At 73.2% G+C, this 25,941-nt stretch carries 23 protein-coding genes; 11 read left to right on the forward strand and 12 right to left on the reverse strand.

Features of this window, described 5'->3' with window-relative positions; translation table 11 throughout:
• The first annotated feature begins 11 nt into the window (after window positions 1-11).
• A complete protein-coding gene (locus EPD83_RS15205) occupies window positions 12-1,397 on the forward strand; it encodes an L-serine ammonia-lyase (protein WP_128368393.1) in 1,386 nt (461 codons plus the stop codon).
• A gap of 289 nt (window positions 1,398-1,686) precedes the next feature.
• Here the strand turns inward: EPD83_RS15205 and EPD83_RS15215 are convergent, their stop codons facing one another.
• The gene (locus tag EPD83_RS15215) at window positions 1,687-2,547 is read right to left on the reverse strand and encodes a hypothetical protein (protein ID WP_165566805.1); all 861 of its coding nucleotides are present in this window, start codon (window positions 2,545-2,547) and stop codon (window positions 1,687-1,689) included.
• A 12-nt stretch (window positions 2,548-2,559) separates the two neighbouring features.
• On the reverse strand, window positions 2,560-3,696 hold the full coding sequence (locus tag EPD83_RS15220; RefSeq protein ID WP_128366548.1) for an MFS transporter: 1,137 nt from the start codon (window positions 3,694-3,696) through the stop codon (window positions 2,560-2,562).
• A 56-nt stretch (window positions 3,697-3,752) separates the two neighbouring features.
• Here EPD83_RS15220 and EPD83_RS15225 point away from each other — a divergent pair, with 56 nt between their 5' ends.
• The 4 genes from EPD83_RS15225 (at window position 3,753) to betT (ending at window position 9,908) form a co-directional block, all read left to right on the forward strand.
• Window positions 3,753-4,325 (forward strand): CGNR zinc finger domain-containing protein, encoded by a 573-nt coding sequence (locus tag EPD83_RS15225; protein WP_128366547.1) that lies wholly within the window; start codon window positions 3,753-3,755, stop codon window positions 4,323-4,325.
• A gap of 151 nt (window positions 4,326-4,476) precedes the next feature.
• A complete protein-coding gene (locus EPD83_RS15230) occupies window positions 4,477-5,886 on the forward strand; it encodes an aldehyde dehydrogenase family protein (RefSeq protein ID WP_456107193.1) in 1,410 nt (469 codons plus the stop codon).
• The gene (gene betA, locus EPD83_RS15235) at window positions 5,883-7,655 is read left to right on the forward strand and encodes a choline dehydrogenase (RefSeq protein ID WP_128366546.1); all 1,773 of its coding nucleotides are present in this window, start codon (window positions 5,883-5,885) and stop codon (window positions 7,653-7,655) included. The genes EPD83_RS15230 and betA overlap by 4 nt, the downstream gene beginning before the upstream one ends.
• Window positions 7,656-7,766: 111 nt before the next feature.
• Window positions 7,767-9,908 (forward strand): choline BCCT transporter BetT, encoded by a 2,142-nt coding sequence (gene betT, locus EPD83_RS15240; protein ID WP_165566806.1) that lies wholly within the window; start codon window positions 7,767-7,769, stop codon window positions 9,906-9,908.
• Between the two features lie 25 nt (window positions 9,909-9,933).
• Here betT and EPD83_RS15245 read toward each other — a convergent pair whose 3' ends face one another.
• Complete coding sequence (locus tag EPD83_RS15245; RefSeq protein WP_128368633.1) at window positions 9,934-10,371, reverse strand: hypothetical protein; 438 nt, start codon at window positions 10,369-10,371, stop codon at window positions 9,934-9,936.
• A 116-nt stretch (window positions 10,372-10,487) separates the two neighbouring features.
• Here EPD83_RS15245 and EPD83_RS15250 point away from each other — a divergent pair, with 116 nt between their 5' ends.
• Window positions 10,488-10,925 carry a hypothetical protein gene (locus EPD83_RS15250; protein ID WP_165566807.1) on the forward strand — a complete coding sequence of 146 codons (438 nt, stop codon included), beginning with the start codon at window positions 10,488-10,490 and terminating at the stop codon, window positions 10,923-10,925.
• Between the two features lie 76 nt (window positions 10,926-11,001).
• On the opposite strand, the gene purU is transcribed toward EPD83_RS15250, so the two are convergent.
• Window positions 11,002-11,856: a formyltetrahydrofolate deformylase gene (purU, locus tag EPD83_RS15255; protein ID WP_128368659.1), complete on the reverse strand. Its 855-nt coding sequence runs from the start codon at window positions 11,854-11,856 to the stop codon at window positions 11,002-11,004.
• A 53-nt stretch (window positions 11,857-11,909) separates the two neighbouring features.
• Window positions 11,910-12,755 carry a PHP domain-containing protein gene (locus tag EPD83_RS15260; protein ID WP_235950654.1) on the reverse strand — a complete coding sequence of 282 codons (846 nt, stop codon included), beginning with the start codon at window positions 12,753-12,755 and terminating at the stop codon, window positions 11,910-11,912.
• Between the two features lie 98 nt (window positions 12,756-12,853).
• Here EPD83_RS15260 and EPD83_RS15265 point away from each other — a divergent pair, with 98 nt between their 5' ends.
• Window positions 12,854-13,360, forward strand: a complete 507-nt coding sequence (locus EPD83_RS15265; protein WP_128367553.1) for a SigE family RNA polymerase sigma factor — start codon at window positions 12,854-12,856, stop codon at window positions 13,358-13,360.
• Entirely contained in the window at window positions 13,357-14,805 is a 1,449-nt protein-coding gene (locus EPD83_RS15270; RefSeq protein ID WP_128367554.1) for a hypothetical protein, read from the forward strand. Before EPD83_RS15265 ends, EPD83_RS15270 begins: the two co-directional genes overlap by 4 nt.
• A 5-nt stretch (window positions 14,806-14,810) precedes the next feature.
• Here the strand turns inward: EPD83_RS15270 and EPD83_RS15275 are convergent, their stop codons facing one another.
• Together EPD83_RS15275 and EPD83_RS15280 are read right to left on the reverse strand one after the other, a co-directional pair.
• Complete coding sequence (locus tag EPD83_RS15275; protein WP_128367555.1) at window positions 14,811-15,350, reverse strand: MaoC family dehydratase; 540 nt, start codon at window positions 15,348-15,350, stop codon at window positions 14,811-14,813.
• Window positions 15,351-15,600: 250 nt separating this feature from the next.
• On the reverse strand, window positions 15,601-16,545 hold the full coding sequence (locus EPD83_RS15280; RefSeq protein ID WP_128367754.1) for a type IV toxin-antitoxin system AbiEi family antitoxin domain-containing protein: 945 nt from the start codon (window positions 16,543-16,545) through the stop codon (window positions 15,601-15,603).
• A gap of 197 nt (window positions 16,546-16,742) precedes the next feature.
• Between EPD83_RS15280 and glpK the strand changes: the two genes are divergently transcribed.
• Window positions 16,743-18,257 carry a glycerol kinase GlpK gene (glpK, locus tag EPD83_RS15285; protein WP_165566808.1) on the forward strand — a complete coding sequence of 505 codons (1,515 nt, stop codon included), beginning with the start codon at window positions 16,743-16,745 and terminating at the stop codon, window positions 18,255-18,257.
• Between the two features lie 70 nt (window positions 18,258-18,327).
• Here the strand turns inward: glpK and EPD83_RS15290 are convergent, their stop codons facing one another.
• Window positions 18,328-19,395 carry a DUF2332 domain-containing protein gene (locus EPD83_RS15290; RefSeq protein ID WP_165566809.1) on the reverse strand — a complete coding sequence of 356 codons (1,068 nt, stop codon included), beginning with the start codon at window positions 19,393-19,395 and terminating at the stop codon, window positions 18,328-18,330.
• Between the two features lie 95 nt (window positions 19,396-19,490).
• On the opposite strand from EPD83_RS15290, the gene EPD83_RS15295 reads away from it, so the two are divergent.
• Both EPD83_RS15295 and EPD83_RS15300 read left to right on the forward strand, forming a co-directional pair.
• A complete protein-coding gene (locus EPD83_RS15295) occupies window positions 19,491-20,978 on the forward strand; it encodes an aminopeptidase P family protein (protein ID WP_205859555.1) in 1,488 nt (495 codons plus the stop codon).
• A 43-nt stretch (window positions 20,979-21,021) separates the two neighbouring features.
• On the forward strand, window positions 21,022-21,831 hold the full coding sequence (locus EPD83_RS15300) for a thioesterase family protein (protein WP_128367982.1): 810 nt from the start codon (window positions 21,022-21,024) through the stop codon (window positions 21,829-21,831).
• 620 nt (window positions 21,832-22,451) lie between these two features.
• On the opposite strand, the gene EPD83_RS15305 is transcribed toward EPD83_RS15300, so the two are convergent.
• From EPD83_RS15305 to EPD83_RS15320, 4 genes are all read right to left on the reverse strand, one after another.
• Window positions 22,452-23,855, reverse strand: a complete 1,404-nt coding sequence (locus tag EPD83_RS15305) for an AAA family ATPase (RefSeq protein ID WP_128367983.1) — start codon at window positions 23,853-23,855, stop codon at window positions 22,452-22,454.
• A gap of 70 nt (window positions 23,856-23,925) precedes the next feature.
• On the reverse strand, window positions 23,926-24,684 hold the full coding sequence (locus tag EPD83_RS15310) for a PIG-L deacetylase family protein (protein WP_165566811.1): 759 nt from the start codon (window positions 24,682-24,684) through the stop codon (window positions 23,926-23,928).
• A gap of 22 nt (window positions 24,685-24,706) precedes the next feature.
• A complete protein-coding gene (locus EPD83_RS15315; protein WP_128367748.1) occupies window positions 24,707-25,297 on the reverse strand; it encodes a general stress protein in 591 nt (196 codons plus the stop codon).
• A 71-nt stretch (window positions 25,298-25,368) separates the two neighbouring features.
• On the reverse strand, window positions 25,369-25,941 hold a 573-nt coding region (locus EPD83_RS15320), incomplete at its 5' end, for an acyl-CoA dehydrogenase family protein (RefSeq protein ID WP_268951208.1).

Below are 25,941 nucleotides of genomic sequence, written 5' to 3' on the forward strand. Positions count from 1 at the left end.
TCGAGGACACCATGGCCATCTCCTCCTTCGACCTGTTCTCGGTCGGCATCGGCCCGTCCTCCTCGCACACCGTCGGCCCGATGCGGGCGGCGTTCACCTTCGTCGAGGGCCTGAGGTCCGACGGACTCCTCCCCCGCGTCGGGCGGGTCCGCGGCGAGCTGTTCGGCTCGCTCGGGGCCACCGGACACGGGCACGGCTCACTCAAGGCCGTGCTGCTGGGGCTGGAGGGCGAGGCCCCGGAGACCACCGACCCCCGCGCGGCCGAGGGGCGCGTCGACGAGGTCCGCGCGTCCGGGCTGCTGCGGCTCGGCGGGGAGCGCGACGTCGCGTGCGACCCCGACGCCGACATCCTCCTGCACCGCCGGGCGACCCTGCCGTTCCACTCCAACGGGATGCGCTTCACCGCCTTCGCCTCCGCCGAGCCGGCCGAGGACGAGGAGCCGCTGCGGACCCGCGAGTACTACTCGGTCGGCGGCGGGTTCGTCCTCGACGAGGACGAGGTGGGGCAGAACGAGATCGTCCCCGACTCCACGCCGGTGCGCTACCCGTTCACCACCGGCGACCAGCTCCTCGAGCGCTGCCGCGAGTCGGGGCTGCCGGTCAGCGGCGTGATGATGGCGAACGAGACGTCCTGGCGCACCGAGGCCGAGGTCCGCGCCGGCCTGCTGGACCTGTGGCACGTCATGCAGGAGTGCGTCGACAACGGCTGCCGCACCGAGGGCGTCCTGCCCGGCGGGCTCAAGGTGCAGCGCCGCGCGCCGCGCCTGGCCATCCAGCTGCGCCGGGAGCACGCCGGCGACCCGCTGGCCGCGATGGACTGGGTGACGCTGTACGCGCTCGCCGTCAACGAGGAGAACGCGTCGGGCGGGCGCATCGTCACGGCGCCGACGAACGGCGCGGCCGGCATCATCCCGGCCGTCCTGCACTACTACACCCGCTTCGTGCCCGGTGCCGACGACGACGGCGTCGTCGACTTCTTCCTCACCGCGGCGGCCATCGGCTCGCTGTACAAGGAGAACGCCTCGATCTCCGGCGCCGAGGTCGGCTGCCAGGGCGAGGTGGGGTCGGCGTGCTCGATGGCCGCCGGGGCGCTGGCCGAGGTGCTCGGCGGCACGCCCAAGCAGGTCGAGAACGCCGCCGAGATCGGCATCGAGCACAACCTCGGCCTCACCTGCGACCCCGTCGGTGGGCTCGTCCAGATCCCGTGCATCGAGCGCAACGCCGTCGCCTCCGTCAAGGCCATCACCGCGGCCCGGATCGCGCTGCGCGGCGACGGCTCGAACGTCGTCTCGCTGGACAAGGCGATCAAGACGATGCGCGACACCGGCCGCGACATGAAGGTCAAGTACAAGGAGACCGCCCGCGGCGGCCTCGCCGTCAACGTCATCGAGTGCTGAGGACTCCCCCGGCCGTCTGACCGCCCCCCCCCCCCCCCCCCCCGCCCCCCCCCCCCCCCCCCCCCCCCCGACGCCCTCGTCCCGACTTTCCCGCCCCATCCGGCTTGTCAGGGGTTCGCAAGGCTGGTCCGGCACTGCGAACCCCGGGTTTCCCGGATGGGGCGGGAAAGTCGAGGTAGGGGCGAGGGCCAGGTGTCGTCCGTCGCGTCGAGGCGGCGGCGGTGCGGGGAACCGGGGTCAGGACCCCGCTCCGCCGCACCGCTGGGCGGACTGCGCACCGCGGCGGGGGTCAGGAGGTCAGGGCGTCGAGGCGGCGACGGGCCTTGTCGGCCGCCTCGACCGCCGACCGCTCGGCCCGGGTGGCCGCGAGCTGCGCCCGGCGGGCGTCACGCTCGTCCTCGCCCGCGGCCTCGACCTGCTGCTCAAGCTCCGCGACGCGGCGGCGGGCCGCCACCAGCTCGGCGGCCAGCTCGGTCCGCCGGCGACCGGTCTCGGCGGAGCGCCGGCGGGCGCCGTCCGCCTCCTCCCCCGCCCGACGAGCCGCCTCCTGCGCCTCCTCGAGCGCCTCCTGCGCCGCCGCGACCCGCTCCGGGTCCGGCCCCGTCGGGGCGGTCCGGCCCGGTGGGCGGCGGGCCGTCGCGGACCCGCCACCGAGGGCGAGGACCCGGGAGAGGTCGACGGGGTCGAGGCCGGTCGAGCTGAAGGTGTCCACGAGCAGGCCGGTGAGCAGCCCGGCCCCCGCGTCGGCGTCGACCATCGCCGAGCGCAGCGTCTCCTCGACGGCGGCGGTGACCGACGCCGACACCCGGCGACCCTCGTCGGCGGCGAGGGCAGCGGCCTGCTGCGCCAGCGCCCGGGTCAGCCGGCGTCGCTCGTCGTCGAGGGTCCGCAGCTCCTTCGGCCCGAGCGTGCCCTGAGCCGCCCGCAGCCGCTCCCCGAGGTCGACGACCTGCTCGACGTCCTCACGCCGCTCCCGGACGAGGAGGTTGAGCAACGCCGCCCCCACCGTCGGTTTCCGCAGCGCCTGCACCGCCGACGCGAGGTCCCGGTCGCCGGCGGCCCGCGCCTCCTTGGCGCGGGCGTTCCGGGCGGCGGTGAAGTCCTCCGGGGCCAGGGCGTAGAGCCCGTCCGCGACCTCCTCGATTCCCATCGCCCGATCCTGTCACCCCGCGACCCCCGCCGGTGCTGCCCAGCGGGCGGGCGGGCGGACGTGGCCGGCGGCCAGGACCAGCGCGACGGCCGCGCCGGTCAGCCACAGCACGTGCGCGCCCGCCCCGAGCAGGGCCGTGCCGAGCACCGGCGCGACGACGGTGGCGACGCCCCAGGACAGCCCCTGCACCGTCATCACCGCCGCCTCGGACCCGGCCGGGGCGAGGCGCGAGGCGACCGCCTGCTGGGTGCCGACGACGAGGGTGCCCGCCGCCCCCTCGAGCACCGCACCGACGACGAGGGCGGCGAGCCCGCCGAGGGCCCACACGAGCAGCGCCACGCCGAGCAGCGCGTACCCCGAGGCGAGGACGAGGTGCGCGGGCAGTCGCGGCTCGACCCGGGCCAGCATCCGCTGCGTGGCGAGGGACACCGCCGCCGCGGCCGCGAGGAGCCAGGCGGTCGTCGACGGCGGCCGCCCGTCCTGCTCGACGACGAGCGGCAGCACGAGGACGACGACCATGACGACCGTCGTCGGCACGCAGCAGAGCGCCGTCCAGGCCAGGAGCCGGCGGTGCAGCGCGGCCCGCCAGGCCCGCCGGACCCGGACCGCCGGCAGGGCGGGCAGCAGCACGGCGACGAGGCCCGCGGCGGCCAGGCTCGTCGCGGCGTCGACCGCGAACAGCGCGCCGACGCCCCACCGGGTGACCAGCGCCGCGACGACGCCCGCGAGGACCCCCGCCACCGAGATGCACGCCCACAGCAGCGAGAGGCGTGAGGCCCGGCGGGCGGGGTCGACGCCGGTGACGACGGCCGTCTGGGTGGCCGGCTCGACCACCTCGTAGGCCAGCCCGAGGAGCACCACCCCCGCGGCGACGACGCGCAGGGACGACCCGGCCGCGATGACGGCCTGGGCGACAGCGCACGCCACGAGCCCGCCGACCAGCGCCGCCCGCGGACCCCACCGGGTGGTGACGACCCCGCCGAGGACGCGCGAGGGGATCGTCGCGAGCCCGAAGACGGCGAGGACGGTGCCGGTGGTCCCCAGGGGGACGCCGAGGTCGCGGGTCAGCCGCACCCCGAGGAAGGCCATCCCGGCGCCGCCGAGACGGTTGACGACACGCGCGGCGACGAGCACCGGGATGACCGACATGACTGACGTAGACTGATTGACCAGTGACACGCTCCCGACGTTAGGTGCCTGGCGACATGCGGTTCAACAGTCACGTCGACGCCGTCATCGACAGCACGGTCCGGCTCGTCAACGCCGTGACCCCGGGCGAGGACGGCGGCCACCCCCACGAGGCCCCCCGCGGCGACGCGCTGCGCGAGGCCGTCGTCGGCGCGGTGCGCTACCCCGGCTACGAGCCGCGGCCCGGTCGCGCACAGGTGCAGAACGTCTGCGCGGAGGTGACCGAGGCCCGCCGCGTCGTCGAGGCCCTCGACGCCGGCGCCGACGCCGAGGCCGCCGCCCTCGTCAACGCCATGCTGCGGCGCACGCAGGCCCACCCCGAGCTCATCCCGGACGGCGAGGGCGGCTGGGCCATCCACTTCCACGGCCCGGACACGAGCTTCGACCGGGGTTGGGCGGCCGGGATGGCGGCCGGCCTGGCCATGGCCGTGGGGGGCGACCTCGGGTCCCGGCTCGGGGTGTGCGCGGCCGAGCGCTGCGACCGGGTGTGGGTCGACCGCTCCCGCAACACCCACCGCCGTTTCTGCTCGCTGCGCTGCCAGAACCGGACCAAGGCCGCCGCCCACCGCCGCCGCACCCAGGCCCCCTGACCGGCGGGGACGCCCCGCCGCTTGACGCCGGTCCGCGGGGGTCGCGAGTCTGGGCACTCCGCGCGACCCCCTCGACGGGAAGGACCCCGTATGCCCGACCTCTTCATCGACGGCACGTGGGTGCCGGCCGCCTCCGGCGGCCGCGCGCACCATCACGTGCCCCGCCGACGGCTCGCACGTCGGCGACGTCGACGAGGCCGACGAGACCGACACCCTGGCGGCCCTCGCCGCCGCCCGGGCCGCGGCCGACGACGGGCGCTGGCGCGACGTGCCGCCGATCGAGCGTGCCGCCGCCCTGGGGCGGGTCGCCGACGTCCTGGAGCGGGACACGGAGGAGATCGCGCGGGCCGAGGCCCTCGACACCGGCAAGCGGTACGCCGAGGCCCTCCTGGACGTCGACGACGTCCTCTCGGTGTTCCGCTACTACGCCGGCCGCGGCGAGGAGGTCGAGCGACCCCGCGAGGTCGATCCCGGCGTCGAGGGGGTCCACTCCGTCGTGCACCGCGAGCCCATCGGCGTCTGCTCGCTCGTCACCCCCTGGAACTACCCCCTCCTCCAGGCCAGCTGGAAGGTCGCGCCGTGCCTGCTGGCCGGGAACACCTTCGTCCTCAAGCCGAGCGAGATCACCCCGCACAGCACGATGCTCATGGTCCGGGCGGTGCAGGAGGCCGGGGTCCCGGCGGGGGTCGCCAACCTCGTGCTCGGCACCGGGCCGGGCTGCGCGGGCCCGCTGAGCACCGACCCCCGCGTCGACCTCGTGTCCTTCACCGGCAGCCTCGCCGTCGGCAAGCACCTCATGCGCGAGGCCGCCGGGACCGTGAAGCGCGTCGCCCTCGAGCTCGGCGGCAAGAACCCGAACATCGTCTTCGCCGACGCCGACCGCGAGGCCGCGATCGACAACGCGATGACCGCGGTGTTCCTCCACTCCGGCCAGGTCTGCTCGGCCGGGGCCCGGCTGCTCGTCGAGGAGTCGGTCAAGGACGAGGTGGTCGACGCCGTCGTCGAGCGGGCGCGCGGCATCCGGATGGGCCCGCCCTTCGACGAGGACGCGCAGACCGGGTCCTTGACCAGCGCCCAGCACCTGGCCAAGGTCGAGGACTACGTCGCGACGGGGCTGGCCGAGGGCGCGACGCTGCGCTGCGGCGGCGGCCGCCCCGACGACCCCGCCCTCGCGGACGGCTACTACTACCTGCCCACCGTGCTCGACGACTGCCGGCTGGACATGCACGTCGTCCAGGAGGAGTCCTTCGGGCCGGTCCTCACGGTCGAGACCTTCCGCACCGAGGAGGAGGCCGTGGCCCTGGCCAACGGGACCGTCTACGGCCTGGCCGGCGCGGTGTGGACGAGCGACCGCGACAAGGCCCGCCGCGTCGCCCGGGCCCTGCGGCTCGGCACGGTGTGGGTCAACGACTACCACCCCTACGTCGCCCCCGCGGAGTGGGGCGGGCACAAGCAGTCCGGCATCGGCCGCGAGCTCGGAGAACTCGGCCTCGAGGAGTACCAGGAGACCAAGCACGTGTGGGAGAACACCACGCCGGCGCCCACGGGGTGGTTCGGATGAGCACGACCGAGCGCCTGTCGACCACCGCCCGCACCGCCTGGAGCCGCGGCCGCGACACCGCCGAGCGCCTGCGCGACCGCACGACCCTGGCCGAGGTCCCCGACACCGTCGACGTCGTCGTCGTCGGCGGGGGCAGCGCCGGCTGCGTCCTGGCCAACCGCCTCTCGGAGGACCCCGGGACCTCGGTCCTCGTCCTCGAGGCCGGCCGCAGCGACGTCAAGGTCGACCCGTTCATCCACATGCCGGCCGCGCTGCCCTTCCCCATCGGCAGCCGGTTCTACGACTGGAAGTACGAGTCCGAGCCCGAGCCGGAGATGAAGGGCCGCCGGGTCTACCACGCCCGGGGCAAGGTCCTCGGCGGCTCCAGCTCGATCAACGGGATGATCTTCCAGCGCGGCAACCCCCGCGACTACGAGCGCTGGGGCGCCGACCCGGGCATGGAGACGTGGGACTACGCCCACTGCCTGCCCTACTTCAAGAAGATGGAGACCTGCCTGGCCGGCGCCGACACCTGGCGCGGCGGCGACGGCCCGCTCGTCCTCGAGCGCGGCCCGGCGACCAACCCCCTCTTCACCGCCTTCTTCGAGGCCGCCGAGCAGGCCGGCTACCCGCGCACGAGCGACGTCAACGGCTACCGGCAGGAGGGGTTCGGCCCGTTCGACCGCAACGTCCACCGCGGCCGCCGCCTGTCGGCCGCGCGTGCCTACCTGCACCCGGTGCTGCACCGGCCGAACCTGCACGTGCGGACCCTCGCCCTGACGACGAAGGTGCTCTTCGAGGGGACCCGGGCCGTCGGCGTCGAGTACACCGTCATGGGTCGCCGGCACGTCGTGCGCGCCGGGGAGGTCGTCCTGGCCGGCGGCGCGATCAACACTCCGCAGCTGCTCCAGCTGTCCGGCGTCGGCGACCCCGAGCTGCTGCGGCCGTTCGGCATCGACGTCGTCAGCGGGCTGCGGGGCGTCGGCGAGCACCTCCAGGACCACCTCGAGGTCTACATCCAGCACGCGTGCACCCAGCCGGTGTCCATCGCCCCCGGCCTGGCCTGGAAGAACCGCCCGAAGCTCGCGGCGGAGTGGCTGTTCCTGCGGCAGGGCTACGGCGCGACGAACCACTTCGAGGGCGGCGGGTTCGCCCGGAGCAACGACGACGTCGACTACCCGAACCTCATGTTCCACTTCCTCCCCATCGCCATACGCTACGACGGCTCCAGCCCGGTGGAGGGGCACGGCTACCAGGTGCACATCGGGCCGATGTACTCCGACGCCCGGGGCTGGCTCGCCATCCGCAGCACGGACCCGCGGATGAAGCCGGCCATGCAGTTCAACTACCTCTCCACCGACCAGGACCGGCGCGAGTGGGTGGAGGCCGTCCGGGTGGCGCGCGACATCCTCGACCAGGACGCGCTCGCGCCCTACGACGGCGGGGAGATCTCCCCCGGGCCGCAGGTCGAGACCGACGAGGAGATCCTCGACTGGGTCCGGGCCGACGCCGAGACCGCGCTGCACCCCAGCTGCACCGCCCGGATGGGCACCGACGACCTGTCGGTCCTCGACCCGACGTCGATGCGCGTGCACGGCACCGAGGGCCTGCGGGTCGTCGACGCCAGCGCCATGCCCTACGTGACGAACGGCAACATCTACGCGCCGGTCGTCATGCTCGCCGAGAAGGCCGCCGACCTCATCGCCGGCAACACCCCCCTCCCCCCGTCGCAGGCCCCCTGGTACGACCACCGCGCCGGCAGCCCGCTGGACCCGCCGGCCGGCACCTGACCCGCCGGCCACCGCCCGCCCCCCATCGCCCGCACCCCACCGGCCGGACCCACCCCGGCGCCCCGACCTCCCGCCCCACACCGCACCGCCCCACCCCCGCGAGGAGACACGATGGCCACGACCGACGCCCCGCCCGGCGAGACGACCCCCGACGACCCCGGCTCCCCACCCCCGGGCGGGTCCGCTCCCCCGCCGGTCGGCCCGGCCTCGCTCGGCGGCCCACCGGTGCGGATGCCGGTCTTCGTCGCCTCGCTCGTCGGGGTGCTCCTCGTCGCGGTGTGGGCGCTGGTCAGCCCCGGCTCGGCCGAGACCGGCTTCGGCAACGTCACGACCTGGGTCACCCAGTGGTTCGGCTGGTTCTACGTGCTGCTCGCCACCGCCGTGCTCGCGTTCGTCGTCTACCTCGGCCTCTCGCGGTACGGCCACGTGCGTCTCGGCCCGGACCACTCGCGCCCGGAGTTCTCGACGTTCTCGTGGGCCTCGATGCTCTTCGCCGCGGGCATCGGCACCGACGTGATGTTCTACTCCGTCGTCGAGCCGGCGACGCAGTACATGTCCCCGCCGGCCGGCGGACCGGAGCCGCAGTCGATCGAGGCGGCCCGGGACGCGACGGTGTGGACGCTGTTCCACTACGGCGTCACCGGGTGGGGCATGTACGCCCTCATGGGGCTGGCCCTCGGCTACTTCTGCTACCGCCGCGGCCTGCCGCTGGCCGTCCGGTCGGCCCTCGCGCCCGTGCTCGGCCGGCGCATCGACGGACCACTCGGGCACGCCGTCGACACCGCCGCCGTGCTCGGGACGATCTTCGGGGTCGCGACCTCTCTCGGCATCGGCGTCGTGTTCCTCAACGTCGGGCTCAACGTCCTCTTCGGCGTGCCGTTGGGCACCGGCGCGCAGGTGGCGCTGGCCGTGCTGGCCGTCGTCATGGCCGCGGTGTCGGCGACGACCGGTGTCGACAAGGGTATCCGGCTGCTGTCCCAGCTCAACGTCGTCCTCGCGCTGGGGCTCGCGGCGTGGGTGCTCGTCACCGGCCGGACCGAGCTGCTGCTCAACGCCACCGTCGCCAACGTCGGCGACTTCGTGCGCACCTTCACGGCCAAGACGATGGAGACCTTCCCCTTCGTCGACAACGCCGAGTGGATGAGCTACTGGACGCTGTTCTTCTGGGCCTGGTGGGTGGCCTGGGCCTCGTTCGTCGGGCTGTTCCTCGCCCGCATCTCCCGCGGCCGCACCATCCGACAGTTCGTCGCCGGCACCCTCGTCATCCCGTTCCTCTACATCGTCATGTGGATCTCGATCTTCGGCAACGCCGCCATCGAGCGGATCCGGGGCGGCGACACCGCGTTCGCGGAGACCGCGCAGGACTTCACCGGCATCGGGTTCTACGAGCTCGTGTCCGGCTACCCGCTGGGGCAGGTCGTCATCGCCCTCGCCTTCTTCGTCGGTCTGCTCTTCTACGTCACCTCGGCCGACTCCGGGGCGCTGGTCATGGCCAACCTCACGAGCCGCCTCGGGTCGCTCACCGAGGACGCGGCGCCGTGGCTGCGGATCACCTGGGCGGCGGCCACCGGCCTGCTCACCGTCGCGATGCTGCTCGTCGGCGGCATCGTCGCGCTGCAGTACGCGACGATCATCTTCGGCCTGCCCTTCGCGGTCGTCCTCGTGCTCGTCATGGTCGGGCTGCTGCGCGCGCTGCGGGTGGAGGGCCACCGGGCCGACAGCCGGGACCACACGATGCACGCCCTGCTGTCGGCCCGCAGCGCCCAGGCGCGGGAGTCCGAGCCGGCCCAGGCGAGCGCGTCGTGGAAGACGCGGCTGGTGCGGGCGACGAACTTCGTCGACCGGGAGGAGGCCGAGCGGCACCTGCGCGAGGTCGTCACCCCGGCCCTGGCCGAGGTGGCCGCCGAGCTGAGCACGCTCGGGGTCGCCACCGTCTGCGACACCGACGCGGCGAACCGCGGCCCGGGAGCGGACGGCGGGGCCGGGGGTCTCCCGGCGGTGACGCTGCGGACCGACGGCGACGACCCGACCCCGTTCGTCTACCGGGTGGCGCTGGAGATGTCGGCGGTGCCGACGTACGGCGGCCGGATGCTCCAGGCCCGCGACACCTACGCCCGGCTCGAGGTGCACCTGTCCGACGGCGGGCAGGGCTACGACGTCATGGGCTACACGCAGGCCCAGGTCATCCACGACTGCCTCGACCACTACGAGCGGCACCTGGAGTTCCTGCGGCTGGAGGAGCCCGCCGGCTGACCACCGCACCCGACGGGGCCGCCGTTCACGACGCGACGGCGGCCTCGTCCAGCGGCGCCGGGAAGGAGCGGACCCCCGCCGGTGTCGCGAGGTGGGCGCCGACGAGCCGGACCCCACCCTCCCGGCAGGCGGCGACGACCGTCTCGTGCCAGGCGCGGTCGGCGTCGGTGAGGTAGCCCGACCCCGCGCGGCCGCGCGCGAAGAGCAGGGCGCCGACCTCGGCGGCGACCATGCCGGCCAGCTCGGTGACGAACGGGCGCATGTGGGCCGGGTCGGCGTCGTCCGGGACGTCGCCGACGACGCACGGCTGCCGCAGCCGCAGGCCCTCGTCGAGCAGGAGGAGGGCGACGCAGCCGCCGACCCGGTCGGCGTGGCCGACGACGAGGTCGACGACGTCGGCGGCGAGCGCGGGGTCGTCGAGGGAGAGGGTGGACCAGGTGTCGGGGAGGTTCTCGAAGCTCATGTCGCCCACCCTGCCCGGACCGGCGATCCGGGCCGCGGAGTTTTCCACAGGCCCACGGCTGTCGAAGGGGGCCGCGTGCGCCGCGCCCTCACGTCCGCCGGTGCCAGAGTGAGGACATGGCCCTCGACGACGACCACGCCCGCCCGGACGGCACCAGCGACGCCACGGTCGCGGCCCTCGGCAAGCTCTCCGAGGCGCTGGAGGTCGTCGAGGAGGCGCGCGGGCACCTCTACGCCTTCCACCGGCGCTCCGGCACCGCCGACCTCACCCTCGGGGAGGCCGTCGACGCGCTCCGCGACGCCGGCCACACCGAAATCGCGGACCGGGTCGAGGAGGACCTCGTCGGGCGCAACATCCTCGCCGGGCGGTGGTCCTTCCAGGTCGTCGAGGAGTACGACGACGGGTACTACGCCGCCTTCCGTGAGCACGAGCGCGCCGCCCGCGAGGCGCTGACCGGCGGGCGTCGCCACGTTTTCGAGGCGGAGATGAAGCAGGACCGGCGCACGCACGGCCGCCCCGGCCACGAGGCGACGCCGTCCGACACCGGCGGCTGACCCGGTTCTGAGCCCGACCCCGTCCGACACCGGCCCGCGACCCTCGCCGCGACCACCGGCCGCGCCGCGCGACCGGTCAGCTGAAGACGACCGTCGAGGTGCCGTTCAGCAGGATCCGGGACTCGCAGTGCCAGCGCACCGCCCGCGCCAGCACCCGGGACTCGACCTCCTCACCGGCCCGGACCAGCTCCTCGGGCGCCATCCGGTGGTCGACCCGGACGACGTCCTGCTCGATGATCGGCCCCTCGTCGAGGTCGGCCGTCACGTAGTGCGCCGTCGCCCCGACGAGCTTGACCCCCCGCTCGAACGCCTGGTGGTACGGCTTGGCGCCCTTGAACGACGGCAGGAAGGAGTGGTGGATGTTGATGACGCGCCCGGAGAGGTCGGCTGCGAGGCGGTCCGAGAGCACCTGCATGTAGCGGGCCAGGACGAGCAGGTCGACGTCGGACGCCTCGACGACCTCGCGCAGGCGCTCCTCGGCCTCGGCCTTGGTGTCCGCCGTCACCGGGACGTGGTGGAAGGGGATGCCGTAGGACGACACGAGGGGCTCGAGGTCGCGGTGGTTGGACACGACCGCCGGGATCTCGAGGTTGAGCGCGCCCGACCGCCACCGGAAGAGCAGGTCGTTGAGGCAGTGGCCGAACCGGCTGACCATGAGGACCGCGCGGTAGGGACGGTCCGCGGCCCGCACCGACCAGTCCATGGCGTAGCGGCCGGCCACCGGCGAGAACCGCTCGCCCCAGCCGTCCGCACCCGGGTCGCCGGCCTCGGCCGCGGAGTAGCGGATCCGCATGAAGAAGGTGTCGCTGCGGACGTCGTCGAACTGCTGGCTCTCCTCGATGTTCGCGCCGTGCTCGTAGAGCAGGGCCGTCACCGTCGCGACGATCCCGGGCTGGTCGGGGCAGGACAACAGGAGCACGTAGTCGGCCACCCTCCGAGGCTACGGACGCCCCTCCCGGGCCGGGCGCACGGTCCGGCAGACGGTCAGGGCCGCACGACGGACGCGCCGGTGGCCCGGGCCTCGATCGCCTCCAGCACCTCGGGCGCGGTCGTGTTCTCCCCGAGCCGGTTGTGCTTGCCGGTGCCGTGGTAGTCGCTGGACCCGGTGACGAGCAGCCCCAGCGTGCCCGCCAGCCCGACGAGCGCGCGGACCGAGTCCTCGTCGTGGTCGCGGTGGTGCGCCTCCAGGCCGGCGAGCCCGGCGGCCGCCATCTCCTCGACGAGCTCCGGGTCGACCCGTCCGGTCCGCGTGCGCGAGTAGGGGTGGGCGAGCACCGGCACGCCGCCGGCGGCCCGCACCGCCTCGACCGCCCGCACCGGGTCCGGGGCGTAGTGCGGCACGTAGTAGGGGCTGGAGTCGCCGAGCCACCGGGCGAAGGCGTCGTCGCGGTGCTCGACGGCACCGGCCCGCACGAGGGCGTCGGCGATGTGCGGCCGGCCCGGCGTCGCCCCCTCCTGCACCTCGGCGCGCACCGACTCGACGGAGACGGGGAGCCCGTCGGCGGCCATCTTCTCGACCATCCGGTCCAGGCGGCCCTCGCGGCTCTCCCGCGCCCGCTCCAGCTCGGTGACGAGGGCGGGGGCGTCCGGGTCCGGCAGGTAGGCCAGCAGGTGCGCCGAGCGGTGCCCCCGCGCGCACGACACCTCGATGCCGGGGACGAGCGCGATGCCGGCCTCGCGGGCGGCGGCGGTGGCTTCGGCCCAGCCACGGGTGGTGTCGTGGTCGGTGATCGCCATCGTGGTCAGGCCCGCGGCCCGGCCCGCCCGCACCAGCTGCCCGGGGCTCTCCGTGCCGTCGCTGGCGGTCGAGTGGGTGTGCAGGTCGATCACCCCTGGAGCGTAGTGGCGTGGATCTTCCCGCCACGGCGAGGCAACCCTTCCGCCCCCCGCTGCGTAGAACAGGCTGTGACACCACATCGGGAGGGGACATGAGGATCGGCGGACGGGCCGAGCGCGACGCCGCGTTCACGGCCTTCGTGGAGCAGAGCTCGCCGGCTCTGCTGCGCACGGCCTGGCTGCTGACCGGCGACCACCACGCCGCGCACGACCTCGTCCAGGCGGCGCTGGTCAAGACCTACGTGGCGTGGCCGCGGGTGCGGCCGGAGGGGGCCCTCGCGTACGCCAGGAAGGTCCTGGTCAACGAGCGCACCGACGTCTGGCGCCGCCGGCGCGGCGAGGTGGTGGTCGAGGACGTCCCCGAGGCGGGCCGGCCCGAGCGCACCACCACCGAGGACCGCGACCTCGTCGTCCGGCTCCTCGCGACCCTGCCCGAGCAGCAGCGGCGCGTCGTCGTCCTGCGCTACTACACCGACCTCTCCGAGCAGGCCGTCGCCGACCTGCTCGACATCTCCCGCGGCGCCGTGAAGTCGGCCGCCTCGCGCGGTCTCGCCGCGCTCCGCACCCAGCTGACCACCTCCGAAGGAGGCGCGCGATGAGCCCCGACACCTTCGAGGACGAGATCCGCACCCTGCTCCACGACGCCACCGACAGCCAGTCCGGGGCGTTCGACGACGTCGACGCCGCGGCGGTGCTCGGCGGCGGCCGGAGGGTCGTGCGCCGCCGCCGGGTGGCGATGGTCGGGGGCACCCTGGCCGCCGCGCTCGTCGTCGCCGGGGGCACCTGGGCGGCGCTCGACGACTCCGCCGACCGCGCCGCGCCCGTGCCCGCCACCCGCACGACGATGGCCGACATCGGCGTCGTGTCCGCCCGGGTCGACCTGCAGGGCGACACGTACACGGTGCGGCTGGACACCGCGACCGGGTCGATCGCAGCGGTCGTCCCGGGGTCGGACGCACCGGTCCCCGCCGGGTCCGTGCGGCCCGGGGGCACGTGGTCCGGGTGGGACGTCGTGTCGAGGCGACCGCTCGTCGTCGCCGGCGTCGTCCCGTCGGCCGCGACCCGACTGATGCCGCAGTGGTTCGGGGACGTGGGGGGCGTGTACTCCGACGTCGCGCCGCTGCCGGGAACTCCGTACCAGGCGGTCGTCTGGCGGGCGGAGAGGTCTCCGCGGCTCGCGACCCTGGCCGCGCTGAACTGGAGCGACGGGAAGGCGGTGTGGACCGACCACGGCACGCAGCTGCCGAGCGCCGTCGTGGACGACCAGGTGGTCTACCTCGACCGGGCCACCGGCGAGCTCGGGGCCGTGGGCGACGACGCGACCCTGTCCGTCCCGACGGCCCGCTTCACCGACCACGGCCTGGTGCCGGTCCTCTCCGGGAGCAGCGAGGTGGGCACCGAGCTCGACGGCTTCTTCGTCGCCCTCCTGCCCCCGGGATCGCGCGATGTCGACCTCGAGTCGCTGGCAACTCGCGGGAGCGCCACGCCCGTACGGACCGCCGAGCTGCCGGACGGCGCGGGCACGGTCGTCACCCAGACCTGGCGCAGCCCGAAAGAGGACCCCGGCGACGTCGCGGAGCTGTGGTGGACCGACGCCACCGGCGGTCACGTCGCCTCGATGCGGCCGGCGCTGGTCGTCCGCGGGACGCGGGTGGGGTACTCGCTGGACGCCGTGACCGACCAGGCCGTCGACCCGCAGCAACGCTCCACCGTCCTCCTTCAGCGCCTCGTCGAGGACGGTCCGGCCCCCGCGCCCGTGGTGCTGCGCTACGACGAGAACACCCCGGACGGGGTGCTCGTCGGCTGCGCGAAGGACGGGTCCGCCGTGTGCGCGGTGCTGCCGGACCCGCCCGCGTCGGTCACCGTCCTGGACCGCGCCGGGCGCGTGGTCGGGAACGGCGCGGACTGGACCGGCGACTCGCTGGGCGGTAGCGGTCGCTACGTGCTCGTCGTGGCGACGGGGGACTCCGGCGCGGACGTCGCGGCGATCCGCTGGACCGACGACGTCTCCGGGAGGACCCACACGGTGCGGCGCAGCGACTGACGCTGTCAGCCGTCGGCGGACGCCGGTCCCGGCCAGTTCCGGTCGGGGACCGGCGTCGGCCGTCCGGGCTGCTCGCCGCCGCGGGCGTCGAGGTAGGACTGCTTGGGCACCATGACCGTGCGGCGGAAGACGCAGACGACGGTGCCGTCCTGGGTGTAGCCGACGGTCTCGACGTGGACGACGCCCCGGTCGTCCTTGCTCGTGCTCTCGCGCTTGTCGAGCACGGTCGTCTCGCCATACAGGGTGTCGCCGTGGAAGGTCGGGGCGACGTGCCGCAGTGACTCGACCTCGAGGTTGGCGATGGCCTTGCCGCTGACGTCGGGCACGGACATGCCGAGCAGGATCGAGTAGACGTAGTTGCCGACGACGACGTTCCTGCCGAACTGCGTCGTCTCCTGCGCGTAGTGCGCGTCGAGGTGCAGGGGGTGGTGGTTCATCGTCAGCAGGCAGAAGGCGTGGTCGTCGGCCTCGGTGACGGTCTTGCCGGGCCAGTGCTTGTACGTCGCGCCGACCTCGAACTCCTCGTAGCTGCGCCCGAACTGCACGGCCGGCCTCCTCGCTGCTGCCGCGACGGACCGTCCGCCGCGCTGCCGGCCCATCCTCCCGCGACGACGCCGCCGCCCGGTACCGGCCGCCCGCGTGCCCTTCCCCACACCGCCGCACGATGTCCGATGCCCCGACCGACGACGACCGCCTGCCGCCCGCCCGGCCCGCCCTGTCGCAGATCTTGCGGCCGGCCGCCCGTCCCCCCGTTCGGTCGCGGTTGTCGTCCTCGGTCGCGGTGGTTACCGCGACTCACGACGACAACCGCGACATGGCACGCCGCACCCGAGCGACGACCAGCTCCGGACGGAGCAGGTCGGCCCACGTCACCCGGACGACGACGTACCCGAGCTCGCGCAGGGCATCCTCCCTGTGCTTCTCCGCGACCAGGGCGTCCCGGCCCTGCGCCCCGGCGTACTTCACGGCGCCGTCGAACTCGACCACGACCCTCTCCCCGACGAGCAGGTCGACGCGTCCGACCAGCTGTCCGTCGTCGCCGTGGACGGCGACCTGCGGTCTGACCTCGAGTCCGGCGTCGACGAGCGCGAGCCGGGTGAGCGTCTCCCCCGGCGACTCCGCGAGGGCGCTGCAGCGTCGCAGCGCGTCGTCGGCCCGTCGCCGCCCTGCTCCCGGAGTCGCCAGGACGTCGAAGGCCTCCGCCACACCGGCCCTGGAGGCGAGCCCGCCGTGGAGGGCGGCGTCGAGCGGGACGAGGCCGGCGGTCGGGCCCGATCGCAGGACGACCTGCGCCAGCCCGATGTTCACCGGGACGCACCGGTAGCCGTCCGCGACCACGTGGTCGAGCCCGGCCCGGGGATGCGGCCGCAGCCCGGCGCTCAGGCGCGTCCGTCCCACGTCCGCGAGGACGTCGACGACGTCCAGCGGCGCTCCGAGGGGTGGCCCGAGCAGGGGAAGCGCGTGCAGGGCCAGCGCCGACTCGTGGGACGCGACGTCACCGGGTCGCGTCAGGAGGATTGCCCTGGTGCGCAGGCGGAGCCGAGCCTCCGGCCCCGCGGCGCACCACGCGCCGCCGAGCACGTAGGCGTCCCGTCGTACCCGCACGACCGCCCCGGCGCGCCGGAGCCGGCGTAGCGCGGGGTCGTCGACGCCGAGGGCGGCGGCGTGGGCGCTCGTGAAGACCCCGCCCCGGGCCGTGGCGTAGGCCCGGAGCCGTTCCGCAGCGGCCTCGGCAAGCATCCGGACATCGTCGGTCCTCCGCCCGTCCCGCCACGGGCGTCATCCACAGGCAGCCCCGGGTCGCGGAAGTCGTCGCAGGTCGCGGCGACGACCGCGACCGCGCACGACTTCCGCGACGTGACGACGGGTCGGTGCGCAGGATCCCCGGCAGGATGCACGACGGCCCCGCCGGCGCCGGTGCTCAGTAGGGTCGGGCCATGGCGGACTTCATCGGCGCGGTCGACCAGGGCACGACGAGCACCCGGTTCATGGTGTTCGACCACGACGGGCGCGAGGTGGCCCGCCACCAGCTGGAGCACGAGCAGATCCTCCCGCGCGCCGGCTGGGTCGAGCACAACCCGCTGGAGATCTGGGACCGGACCCAGACCGTCATCGGCACGGCGTTGAGCCGCGCGGGCCTCAGCGGCGACGACCTGGCCGCCATCGGCGTCACCAACCAGCGCGAGACCGCGATCGTCTGGGACCGCAGGACCGGCCGACCCCTGCACAACGCCATCGTCTGGCAGGACACGCGCACCGCCGCCATCGCCCGCGCCCTCGACGCCGACGGCCGCGGCGACGTCATCCGTGAGAAGGCCGGCCTCCCCCCGGCCACGTACTTCTCGGCCGGCAAGGTGCAGTGGCTGCTCGAGAACGTCGACGGCCTGCGCGAGGCCGCCGAGCGCGGCGACGCAGTCTTCGGCACCCCCGACACCTGGGTGCTCTGGAACCTCACCGGCGGCACCGACGGCGGTCTGCACGTCACCGACGTCACCAACGCCAGCCGCACGATGCTCATGGACCTCACGACGCTGGACTGGGACGAGGAGCTGCTCGGCTTCTTCGGCATCCCCCGCGCGATGCTCCCCGACATCCACCCGAGCAGCCACCCCGACGCCTTCGGCGCCACCGCGGCGCGGCGCGGGTCCGCCCAGGTGCCGATCGCGGGGGTGCTCGGCGACCAGCAGGCGGCGACGGTCGGCCAGGTCTGCTTCGAGCCCGGCGAGGCCAAGAACACCTACGGCACGGGCAACTTCCTGCTCCTCAACACCGGCACCGAGCTCATCCGCAGCGAGAACGGCCTGCTCACCACCGTCGCCTACCAGCTTGGCGACGCCGGCCCCGTCTACGCGCTCGAGGGCTCGATCGCCGTCACGGGCAGCGCCGTGCAGTGGCTGCGCGACCAGCTGGGCATCATCAGCGGCGCCTCCGAGATCGAGCGCCTCGCCGCCCAGGTCGACGACACCGGCGGGGCGTACTTCGTCCCGGCCTTCAGCGGGCTGTTCGCGCCCTACTGGCGCAGCGACGCCCGCGGCGCCATCGTCGGCCTGTCCCGCTTCACGACGAACGCGCACCTCGCCCGGGCCACGCTGGAGGCGATCTGCTACCAGTCCCGCGACGTCGCGGACGCGATGGAGGCCGACTCCGGGGTCGAGATGACGACCCTCAAGGTCGACGGCGGCGTCACCGCCAACGACCTCTGCATGCAGCTGCAGGCCGACGTCCTCGGCGTGCCGGTGTCGCGGCCGGTCGTCGCCGAGACGACCGCCCTGGGCGCCGCCTACGCCGCCGGCCTGGCCGTCGGCTTCTGGTCCGGCACCGACGAGCTGCGCGCGAACTGGCACGAGGACACCCGCTGGGAGCCCACCTGGTCCGAGGACCAGCGCCGCGACGGGTACGCCGGCTGGCGCAAGGCCGTCGAGCGCACCCTGGACTGGGTCGACGACGACTGAGCGGCCCGGGACCGGGCGAGGGTCGACGGCCCCGGCGGCAGCGGCTCGGCCGTCGGTCAGGGCCGGCCGGTCACGACGGCGCCCCGCTCCCCGGCTCTCCCCCGTCGCCGAGCCGCACCGGCGGTCCGTGGTGGCCACAGGTCCCGAGGACCTCGCCGTCCAGCTCGATCCGCGGGGCGTGCTCGACGTCCCGGGCGGCGACCGACGCCCAGGCCGCCCACGGCGTCTCCATCGCGACGTGCGCCAGCGGCATGCGCGAGCGGGCCTCCTCGACCGCCGCGGTCACCGCCTCGGTCTCCTCCCGCGGCCAGTACATCCGGGTCACCGAGTGCCACACGACGGTGAGGACGCCGTCGGCCGGCGGGGTGGCCAGCTGCTCGCGCACCCACGGCGCGGCGCGGGCCCGGTCGACCGTCACCCCGTGCCGCCGCGCCACGGTGAGGGCGCCGGCGAGCCGCTCGTGGCGGCCCAGCATCCAGGGCCACACGAAGGACCGCAGGTGGTCGGCACCCTCGGTCGTCCCCGCGTCGATGGGGGCGACGTCGCAGCCCCGCCGCTCCCGCACCCGGAACGGCTCGGGGTCCAGGCCGCGGGCGCCGCAGCCGGTGACGACGAGGGGCGAGTCCTCGGGACCGGCGGACCAGCCGTCGCCTTCGAAGCGGTAGTGGTCGACGAGCAGCCCCAGACCCGCCGAGGCGCCGGGCTCGAGCAGCCGCACCTCGCGCAGGCCGGTCCGCCGCACGGCCTCGGACAGGCCCACGAGCAGCGCGACGGTCCGGGCGGGCTCGTTGGTCTGCGGGGTCTCGGTCAGCGCCTCCCGCAGCTCGCCGACGTGCGCGGCGAGGACGGGCCGCACCGCCGGCCAGGCCTCCTCCGGGTCGGCGTCGCCGCCCAGCACCTCGTAGTACGGGACGAGCTGGGGTGCGTCGCCGCGCAGCACGATCCGGAACAGCCCGGCGAGCAGCCGCAGCTGCGGGAACTGCCGGATCTCCGCGTCCTCCCAGCCCTCGAACAGCTCGCGGGTCACCCCACCGCGGTCCCAGTCGTCGGCCATCTCCTCCAGCAGCACGCCGTAGAGGTGCTCGCGGTGGCGGAAGTGGGCGCGCAGCCGGTCCGGCAGCGGGTCCACCCCGCTCACCCGGACCGCCCCCGTCCCGGAGCCTCCCGCCGTCCCATCCGCGCAGTGTGGCACGCGGGGCGGGGCACGTCGGGGGCCCGTGCGACGATGCGGAGATGAGCGAAGAGCAGAAGCAGGCCGACAACCGCGCCCGCGCGACGACGGACGAGCTGCGCACCTTCATCCGCGAGGACTGGGCCCCGCGCCGCCCGACCGTCGACGGTCCCGCGGACGCCGCCTCCTGGGCCGCCGCCCGCCGCGCCGTCCTCAGCGCGGCGTACCCGAAGCAGCGGCTGGTGGTCCCGGCCGGCGGCCTCAAGGTGCGCAGCAACGACAGCGACTACGTCTTCCGGCCGCACACCGCCTTCGCCTACCTCACCGGCCTCGGGGCCGACCGCGAGCCGGACGCCGTGCTCGTCCTGGAGCCGCTGGACGACGGCGGCCACGAGGCCGTCCTCTACCTGCGGCCGCTCGCCGAGCGCGACAGCGACGAGTTCTTCGCCGACTCCCGCTACGGCGAGTTCTGGGTGGGCGCCCGCCCGACCCTCGAGGACGTCGAGCGCGAGCTCGGCCTCACCGCCCGGCACGTCGACGGCCTCGTCGACGCCGTGGCCAAGGACGCCGGCGAGCTCACCGTCCGGGTCGTCCGGGACGCCGACCGCGAGCTCACCGCCCGGCTCGACGACGCCCGCGTCGAGAACGGCGCCGAGCGCGAGTCGCTGGAGGAGGCCGACGACGCCCTCGCCCACGCCGTGTCCCTGGCCCGGCTCGTCAAGGACGACTACGAGGTCGAGCAGATGCGCGCCGCCGTCGCCGCCACCCACGAGGGCTTCGACGCCATGGTCGCCGAGCTCGCCGAGGCCGTGGCGCAGGGGCGCGGCGAGCGCTGGCTCGAGGGGACCTTCGGACGCACCGCACGCCACCGCGGCAACGGCGTCGGCTACGACGCGATCTGCGCGGCCGGTGACCACGCCAACACGCTGCACTGGATCAAGAACACCGGCGCGGTCGAGCCCGGCGAGCTCGTCCTCATCGACGCCGGGGTCGAGGTCGACAGCCTCTACACGGCCGACGTCACCCGCACCCTGCCCACCGACGGCACGTTCACCGAGGCCCAGCGCGAGGTGTACGAGGCCGTCCTCGCCGCCCAGGAGGCCGGCCTGGCCGCCGTCCGCCCCGGCAACAAGTTCTCCGACGTGCACGCCGCCGCCATCCGCGTCGTCGCCGAGCACCTGCACGCCTGGGGCCTGCTGCCCGAGGGCGTCTCGGTCGAGGACACCCTGGACAAGGAGCACGGGCAGTACCACCGGCGCTGGATGGTGCACGGCACCTCGCACCACCTGGGGCTCGACGTCCACGACTGCGCCCTCGCCACCCGGGAGGAGTACATGGACGCCGAGCTCCGGCCCGGCATGGTCCTCACCGTCGAGCCGGGGCTGTACTTCAAGGCCGACGACCTCAAGGCCCCCGAGCGCTTCCGTGGCATCGGCGTGCGGATCGAGGACGACGTGCTCGTCACCGAGGACGGCTGCGAGAACCTCTCCGGTGGCATCCCCCGCACCGCCGACGACGTCGAGGCCTGGGTCCGCCGCCTGCGCGGCTGACCGGCTCACGGCGCCCGAGCAGCAGCGCGGACGGGGAGGCAGCATGGACGACGGACCGGTCGCCGGCTTCGAGGAGGCGCTGGCGATGGACGTCGACGGCGACGCCCTCGTCGGCCGGGTCGCGGCCGGCTGGGACGTCTTCGGCATCCCGCACGGCGGCTACCTCCTCGCCCTCATGGGCCGGGCGGTCCTCACCGCCACCGGGGCCCCGGACCTCTTCACCATCACGACGCACTACCTGCGCAAGGCCCGCTTCGAGCCAATCCGGTTCTCGGTCATTCGCGTCGGGGGCAGCCGCCGCTTCACGACCGTGACGGCGACGGCGACGCAGGGCGACGACGTCGTCCTGTCGACGATGGCCTCGGTGGGCGACCGCACCGGCATCGAGGGTCCCACCTGGCGTCGGGAGGAGCCGTGGGACGCCGCGGGCGCCCGGCTCACCCCGCGGGCCGGCACCCCCGAGATGGAGTTCGGCGGCTTCGCGACCCCCGGCGTCGCCGCCCGGTCCGGCGAGCGCATCGACCTCGCGACCACCGGCTTCACCCGGGGCACCCCCGACGGCACCGGCAGCATCCGCGCCGTCGTCGAGACCCTGCCCGCCGACCAGCTCGGGGCGCTCGTGGCCTGCGACGTCACCCCGCCCGCCGCCTGGAACGCGCTCGGGGCGAGCGGCTGGGTGCCGACCGTCGAGCTCACCGCCCACGTGCGGGCCCGCAGCGGAGAGGGCCCGCTGACGGTCGAGGTCGGCACCCGGCACGTCGAGGCCGGCTTCCTCGACGAGGACGCGCTGGTCCACGACGCCACGGGCCGCCTCATGGTCCAGTCGCGACAGCTCGCCCGCTGGACGGCCTGAGCCCGGCCGCGCGGCCTAGTCACTGCTACCACGAACAACTGCGTCTAGGTCGGCTTCGAACTGGGCCCAAGACGGGAGTCGCCGCACCTCTCCGTGAATGTCCAGCCGCTCCAGCAGCGACCTGCGACGCGCCCCGAAACGGGCCCTCTCGCGTTCGTGTCGCCTGCCTCTCGTCTCGGAAGCGTCGAGTAGAGCTTGCCCCAGCACCTCCTTCGGTGAAGTCGTACCTTCGATCCTCGACGGCTTGGGCATTGTGAGGGGTACCCGCCCTTTGGGACGGCCAGCCACCGCGCGAATCTCTTTCTCTGACAGCAGTAACCATGCTTCAAGTTCCTGCACTGGGACGACCGGAACGACGCACCTAAGGTCGAGGCGCTTGGCGGCCGATCGAATCTCGAACCTCACAGGGGCACCGTCTGCCGAGTCGGCGTCCTTATGAAAGAAGACCACCGCATCGCCAGACCCCTCGGCACGCCAAGCTGTCAAACAATCCAACGGGCTTCCCCGGTAGGGCCGCGAGTTGCCGACAACATTTACCCAACCGCGATCGGCAAGCATTTGTCGAAAATGCGGCAACATGCCGTCGTCGGAAGGCCCCTCGCGGATGAAAGCGAAACTCGTCACCCTCCAGCCGCTTCCGGCAGCTCCAACTTTAGTTGCGTACCCGGTGGATTTATAAGGTAGTCCACAATGGTAGGACGAGTTACCGAATCGTTAGTTCGCGGAGCCCTCCAGGTACCCTTTATAGGCAAGAGCCTAATCGACGTTGCTGCTTGGGCGCCGCGCTTCACAGTCACTGGCAGCGCTAGCATGAGGTCGTTCGCTTCCTGAAACTGAACAAAGTAGGGTGAGTGCGTATTCACGATTACTTGCCGAAGTGGGTTCTCTACATCAACCTTGGAGAATGGATCAACGGCGAGGTCGCGTACAAGTTCAACCATGGCTTGAATGCGTGAAGGATGAATTCCGTTCTCGGGTTCTTCCATGCACAGCACCCCCCCAAAGTGGTCGTCAAGACCGATGATGCAGAGCGCTATGAACCTAAGAGTGCCGTCCGATAGCGACCGCGCCGGCAGAACCGGCCCCGTGCCAAGTTGAGCCTGAAGTGTGAGCAGATCTCGATGGCTGTCGTAGTCAACATTTACGAGACGAACGTCGACCAGTGCAGCAGCTTCCGCAGCAACTTCCCCATACACATCGTCTCCCGCATCGGCCGCCATACGGAAGAGGGCCGCAGCAAGGTGAGCGCCGTTGGCAGCAATTTCACTTACGCCCATCACCGCGTCTGGCGCCCTCATCGCAGAAGGTTCGAGCGCCAGCACTCGCCATTGCTGCATCTCTCTTCGCGCGGCAAGAATCGTGGGGTCGTCCGAGGCTGTCGTCGTGCTTACGATGGTTCTCGGAGCTCGATTTGCAGGGGAGGTCCGCGGCTGTCCTCTACTGCCCCCATCTTGGTGCACATTAACTACCCCCTCGCCGTGATCATCTTGGGTCGAGATGTATGCAATCCCTGAACGGCGGCCAAAGACGGCGGAGTCTCGAAAATTCTTCTTGCTGTGGGGCCACGGGAGGTGGCCCGGAGCGTCTCCCAGTTTGATGTGGCGAAGTTCTTCCCGAACGAGTTCGATTGAGCCGAATTGTGCTACCGCCTTTTCGTCCGGCTGGCGGTATCGAAGTTCCAGCTCATACCGCAAGAAAGAGGTGGTTGGACGAACCGTCCTGCCAAAGTCGTCCTCCACCTCTGGCGGAACTATCATCTCAGTGGCAAAAAGCATGTTGGAATACTGCCCTTTATGGTCTTGCCAAAAAAGAGACGATGGATCCATGGTCCGGGCCCCAACCTCGCGCAACTTCTGCGCCGCCTCCATAAATGAGTTGTCGGCCAGCAGGGATATGAACTCAATGGCATCGAAGATATTCGATTTGCCCACCGCATTCACACCCGCAATGCACGTGTAGGGGCCAAAGTCGACCGAAAAATCGAGCAGGTTCTTAAACCCGTCGACTTCAAGTCGCGTAAGCATGCCAAGCAGAGTATCGCCTGCCGCTCATGACCACCGGGAGATGACGACCGTCGGCATGGCGAGAGTCGAATTACTCGCCCAACGGCCTCCGCCGGTCGATGACGACCTGCGCGGTCCACGCCTTGTCGAGCCCGACGGCCTCGCCCCCGCCGCCGAGGATCATCGTCAGCAGCTCGCGCGGGGCGGGGAAGTCGGCGGGCAGGGCGGCGTTGTACGCGTCGTGCGCCTCGAGGGAGTGCACCGACACCTCGAACGGCTCGCCGCTGACGTCGACGTAGTGCGTGGGCTGCGGGGCCCCGGCGACGGCGAGGACCTTCACCCCGTTCCACGGCTCGAGGCCGTCGGCCACGAGGTCGCGGTGCATCCAGCGGTTGCCCGCGTCGGCCACGGCGTCCACGGTCGCGAGGCCCACGGCCCGGTGGTCGGCCTGGTTGACCATGTTGGGTCCGAAGAACTCCGCCCAGTTCTGACCGATCACGAGGTCGGGACGGTGCCGGCGGATGGCGGCGGCGATCTGCCGTCGCAGCGGCACGCCGTACTCGATGGCCCCGTCGGCGGCGTCGCCGAACTCGACGGTCTCGACCCCGACCCGGCGGGCGCTCTCGCGCTCCTCGGCCTCGCGGACCTCGCCGGCCTCGTCCGGGTCCATCGTGTCGATGCCGGCCTCGCCGCGGGTCAGGAGGAAGTACGCGACGGTGGCGCCCTCCTCGACCCAGCGGTGCACCGCCGCGGCCGTGCCGTACTCGATGTCGTCGGGGTGCGCGACGACGCAGAGGACGGAGGTGAACGGACCCTCGAGGGGCTTCAGGGACGGACGCTCGTCGGCCATGGGGGGACGATACGCCCGCGGGTCACAGCTGGGGAGGGCCCGAGGCCGGCGCCTGCCGCTGCTCGGCGGCGATCCGCTCGCGCTCCTCCTCCTGGGCCCGGCGGACCTCCTGCTGCGCCGCGCTCATCGGGTCCATCTGGGTGAGGAGCTCGCGGCCGCGGGCGACGTGCTTGTGCTCGCACAGGACCTCGTACTTGTTGGCCACGACCTGGCTCACCGAGGTGAAGTCCCGCTGGCCGCGGGTGAGGCGGTAGCCGACGGTCGCCCAGATCGCCCCGAAGAGGGCACCGAAAAGCACGGTGCCGAGGACGCTCAGCAGGTTGAGGCCGTTGGGGTCGAAGAGCGCGAACATGATGCCGACGAAGAGACCGAGCCACATGCCGGACAGGGCGCCGGCGCCGATGACGCGGCCCCGGGTGAGCCGGCCGGTGACCCGTTCCAGCTGCTTGAGGTCGGTCCCGACGATGAGGACGTCCTGCACCGGGAACTCGTGGTCGGAGAGGTAGTCGACGGCCTTCTGCGCCTGCTCGTAGCTGTCGTGCACCCCGAGGCTCATCGGGTACTCCAGCGACAGGGCGGCGCGCAGGCCCGGACGCATCGGCTGGCTGCTCATGCCTCGATTGTCGCACCGCCACCTGGGTACCTGCTGAACGCGGGCTGGGTGCGGACGATGCGACGGGGCGGTCAGCGGACCCGGTAGTCCTCGAGGAGCCGGCGGCCGATGACCATCTTCTGGATCTCCGCGGTGCCCTCGCCGATGAGGAGCATCGGCGCCTCGCGGTAGAGGCGCTCGATCTCGTACTCCTTGCTGTAGCCGTACCCGCCGTGGATGCGGAAGGACTGCTCGACGACGTCGGCGCAGTTCTCGCTCGCGAGGTACTTGGCCATCCCGGCCTCGAGGTCGTTGCGGTGCCCGGCGTCCTTGAGCCGGGCGGCCTTGACCATCATCTGGTGGCTGGCCTCGATCTTGGTCGCCATGTCGGCCAGCCGGAAGAGGATGCCCTGGTGCTCGGCGATCTTCTTGCCGAAGGTCTCCCGCTGCTGGCTGTAGGCGATCCCGAGCTCGAAGGCGCGCCGCGACAGGCCGCAGGCGCGGGCGGCGACGTTGACCCGGCCGACCTCGACGCCGTCCATCATCTGGTAGAAGCCGCGCCCCGGTTCGCCGCCGAGGATCTGGGCGTCGGTCGTGCGGTGGCCGGTGAGGACGAGCTCGGTGGTGTCGACGCCCTTGTAGCCCATCTTCTCGATCTTGCCCGG

Source organism: Phycicoccus flavus (assembly GCF_004025965.2).
GTDB classification, from domain to species: domain Bacteria; phylum Actinomycetota; class Actinomycetes; order Actinomycetales; family Dermatophilaceae; genus Phycicoccus; species Phycicoccus flavus.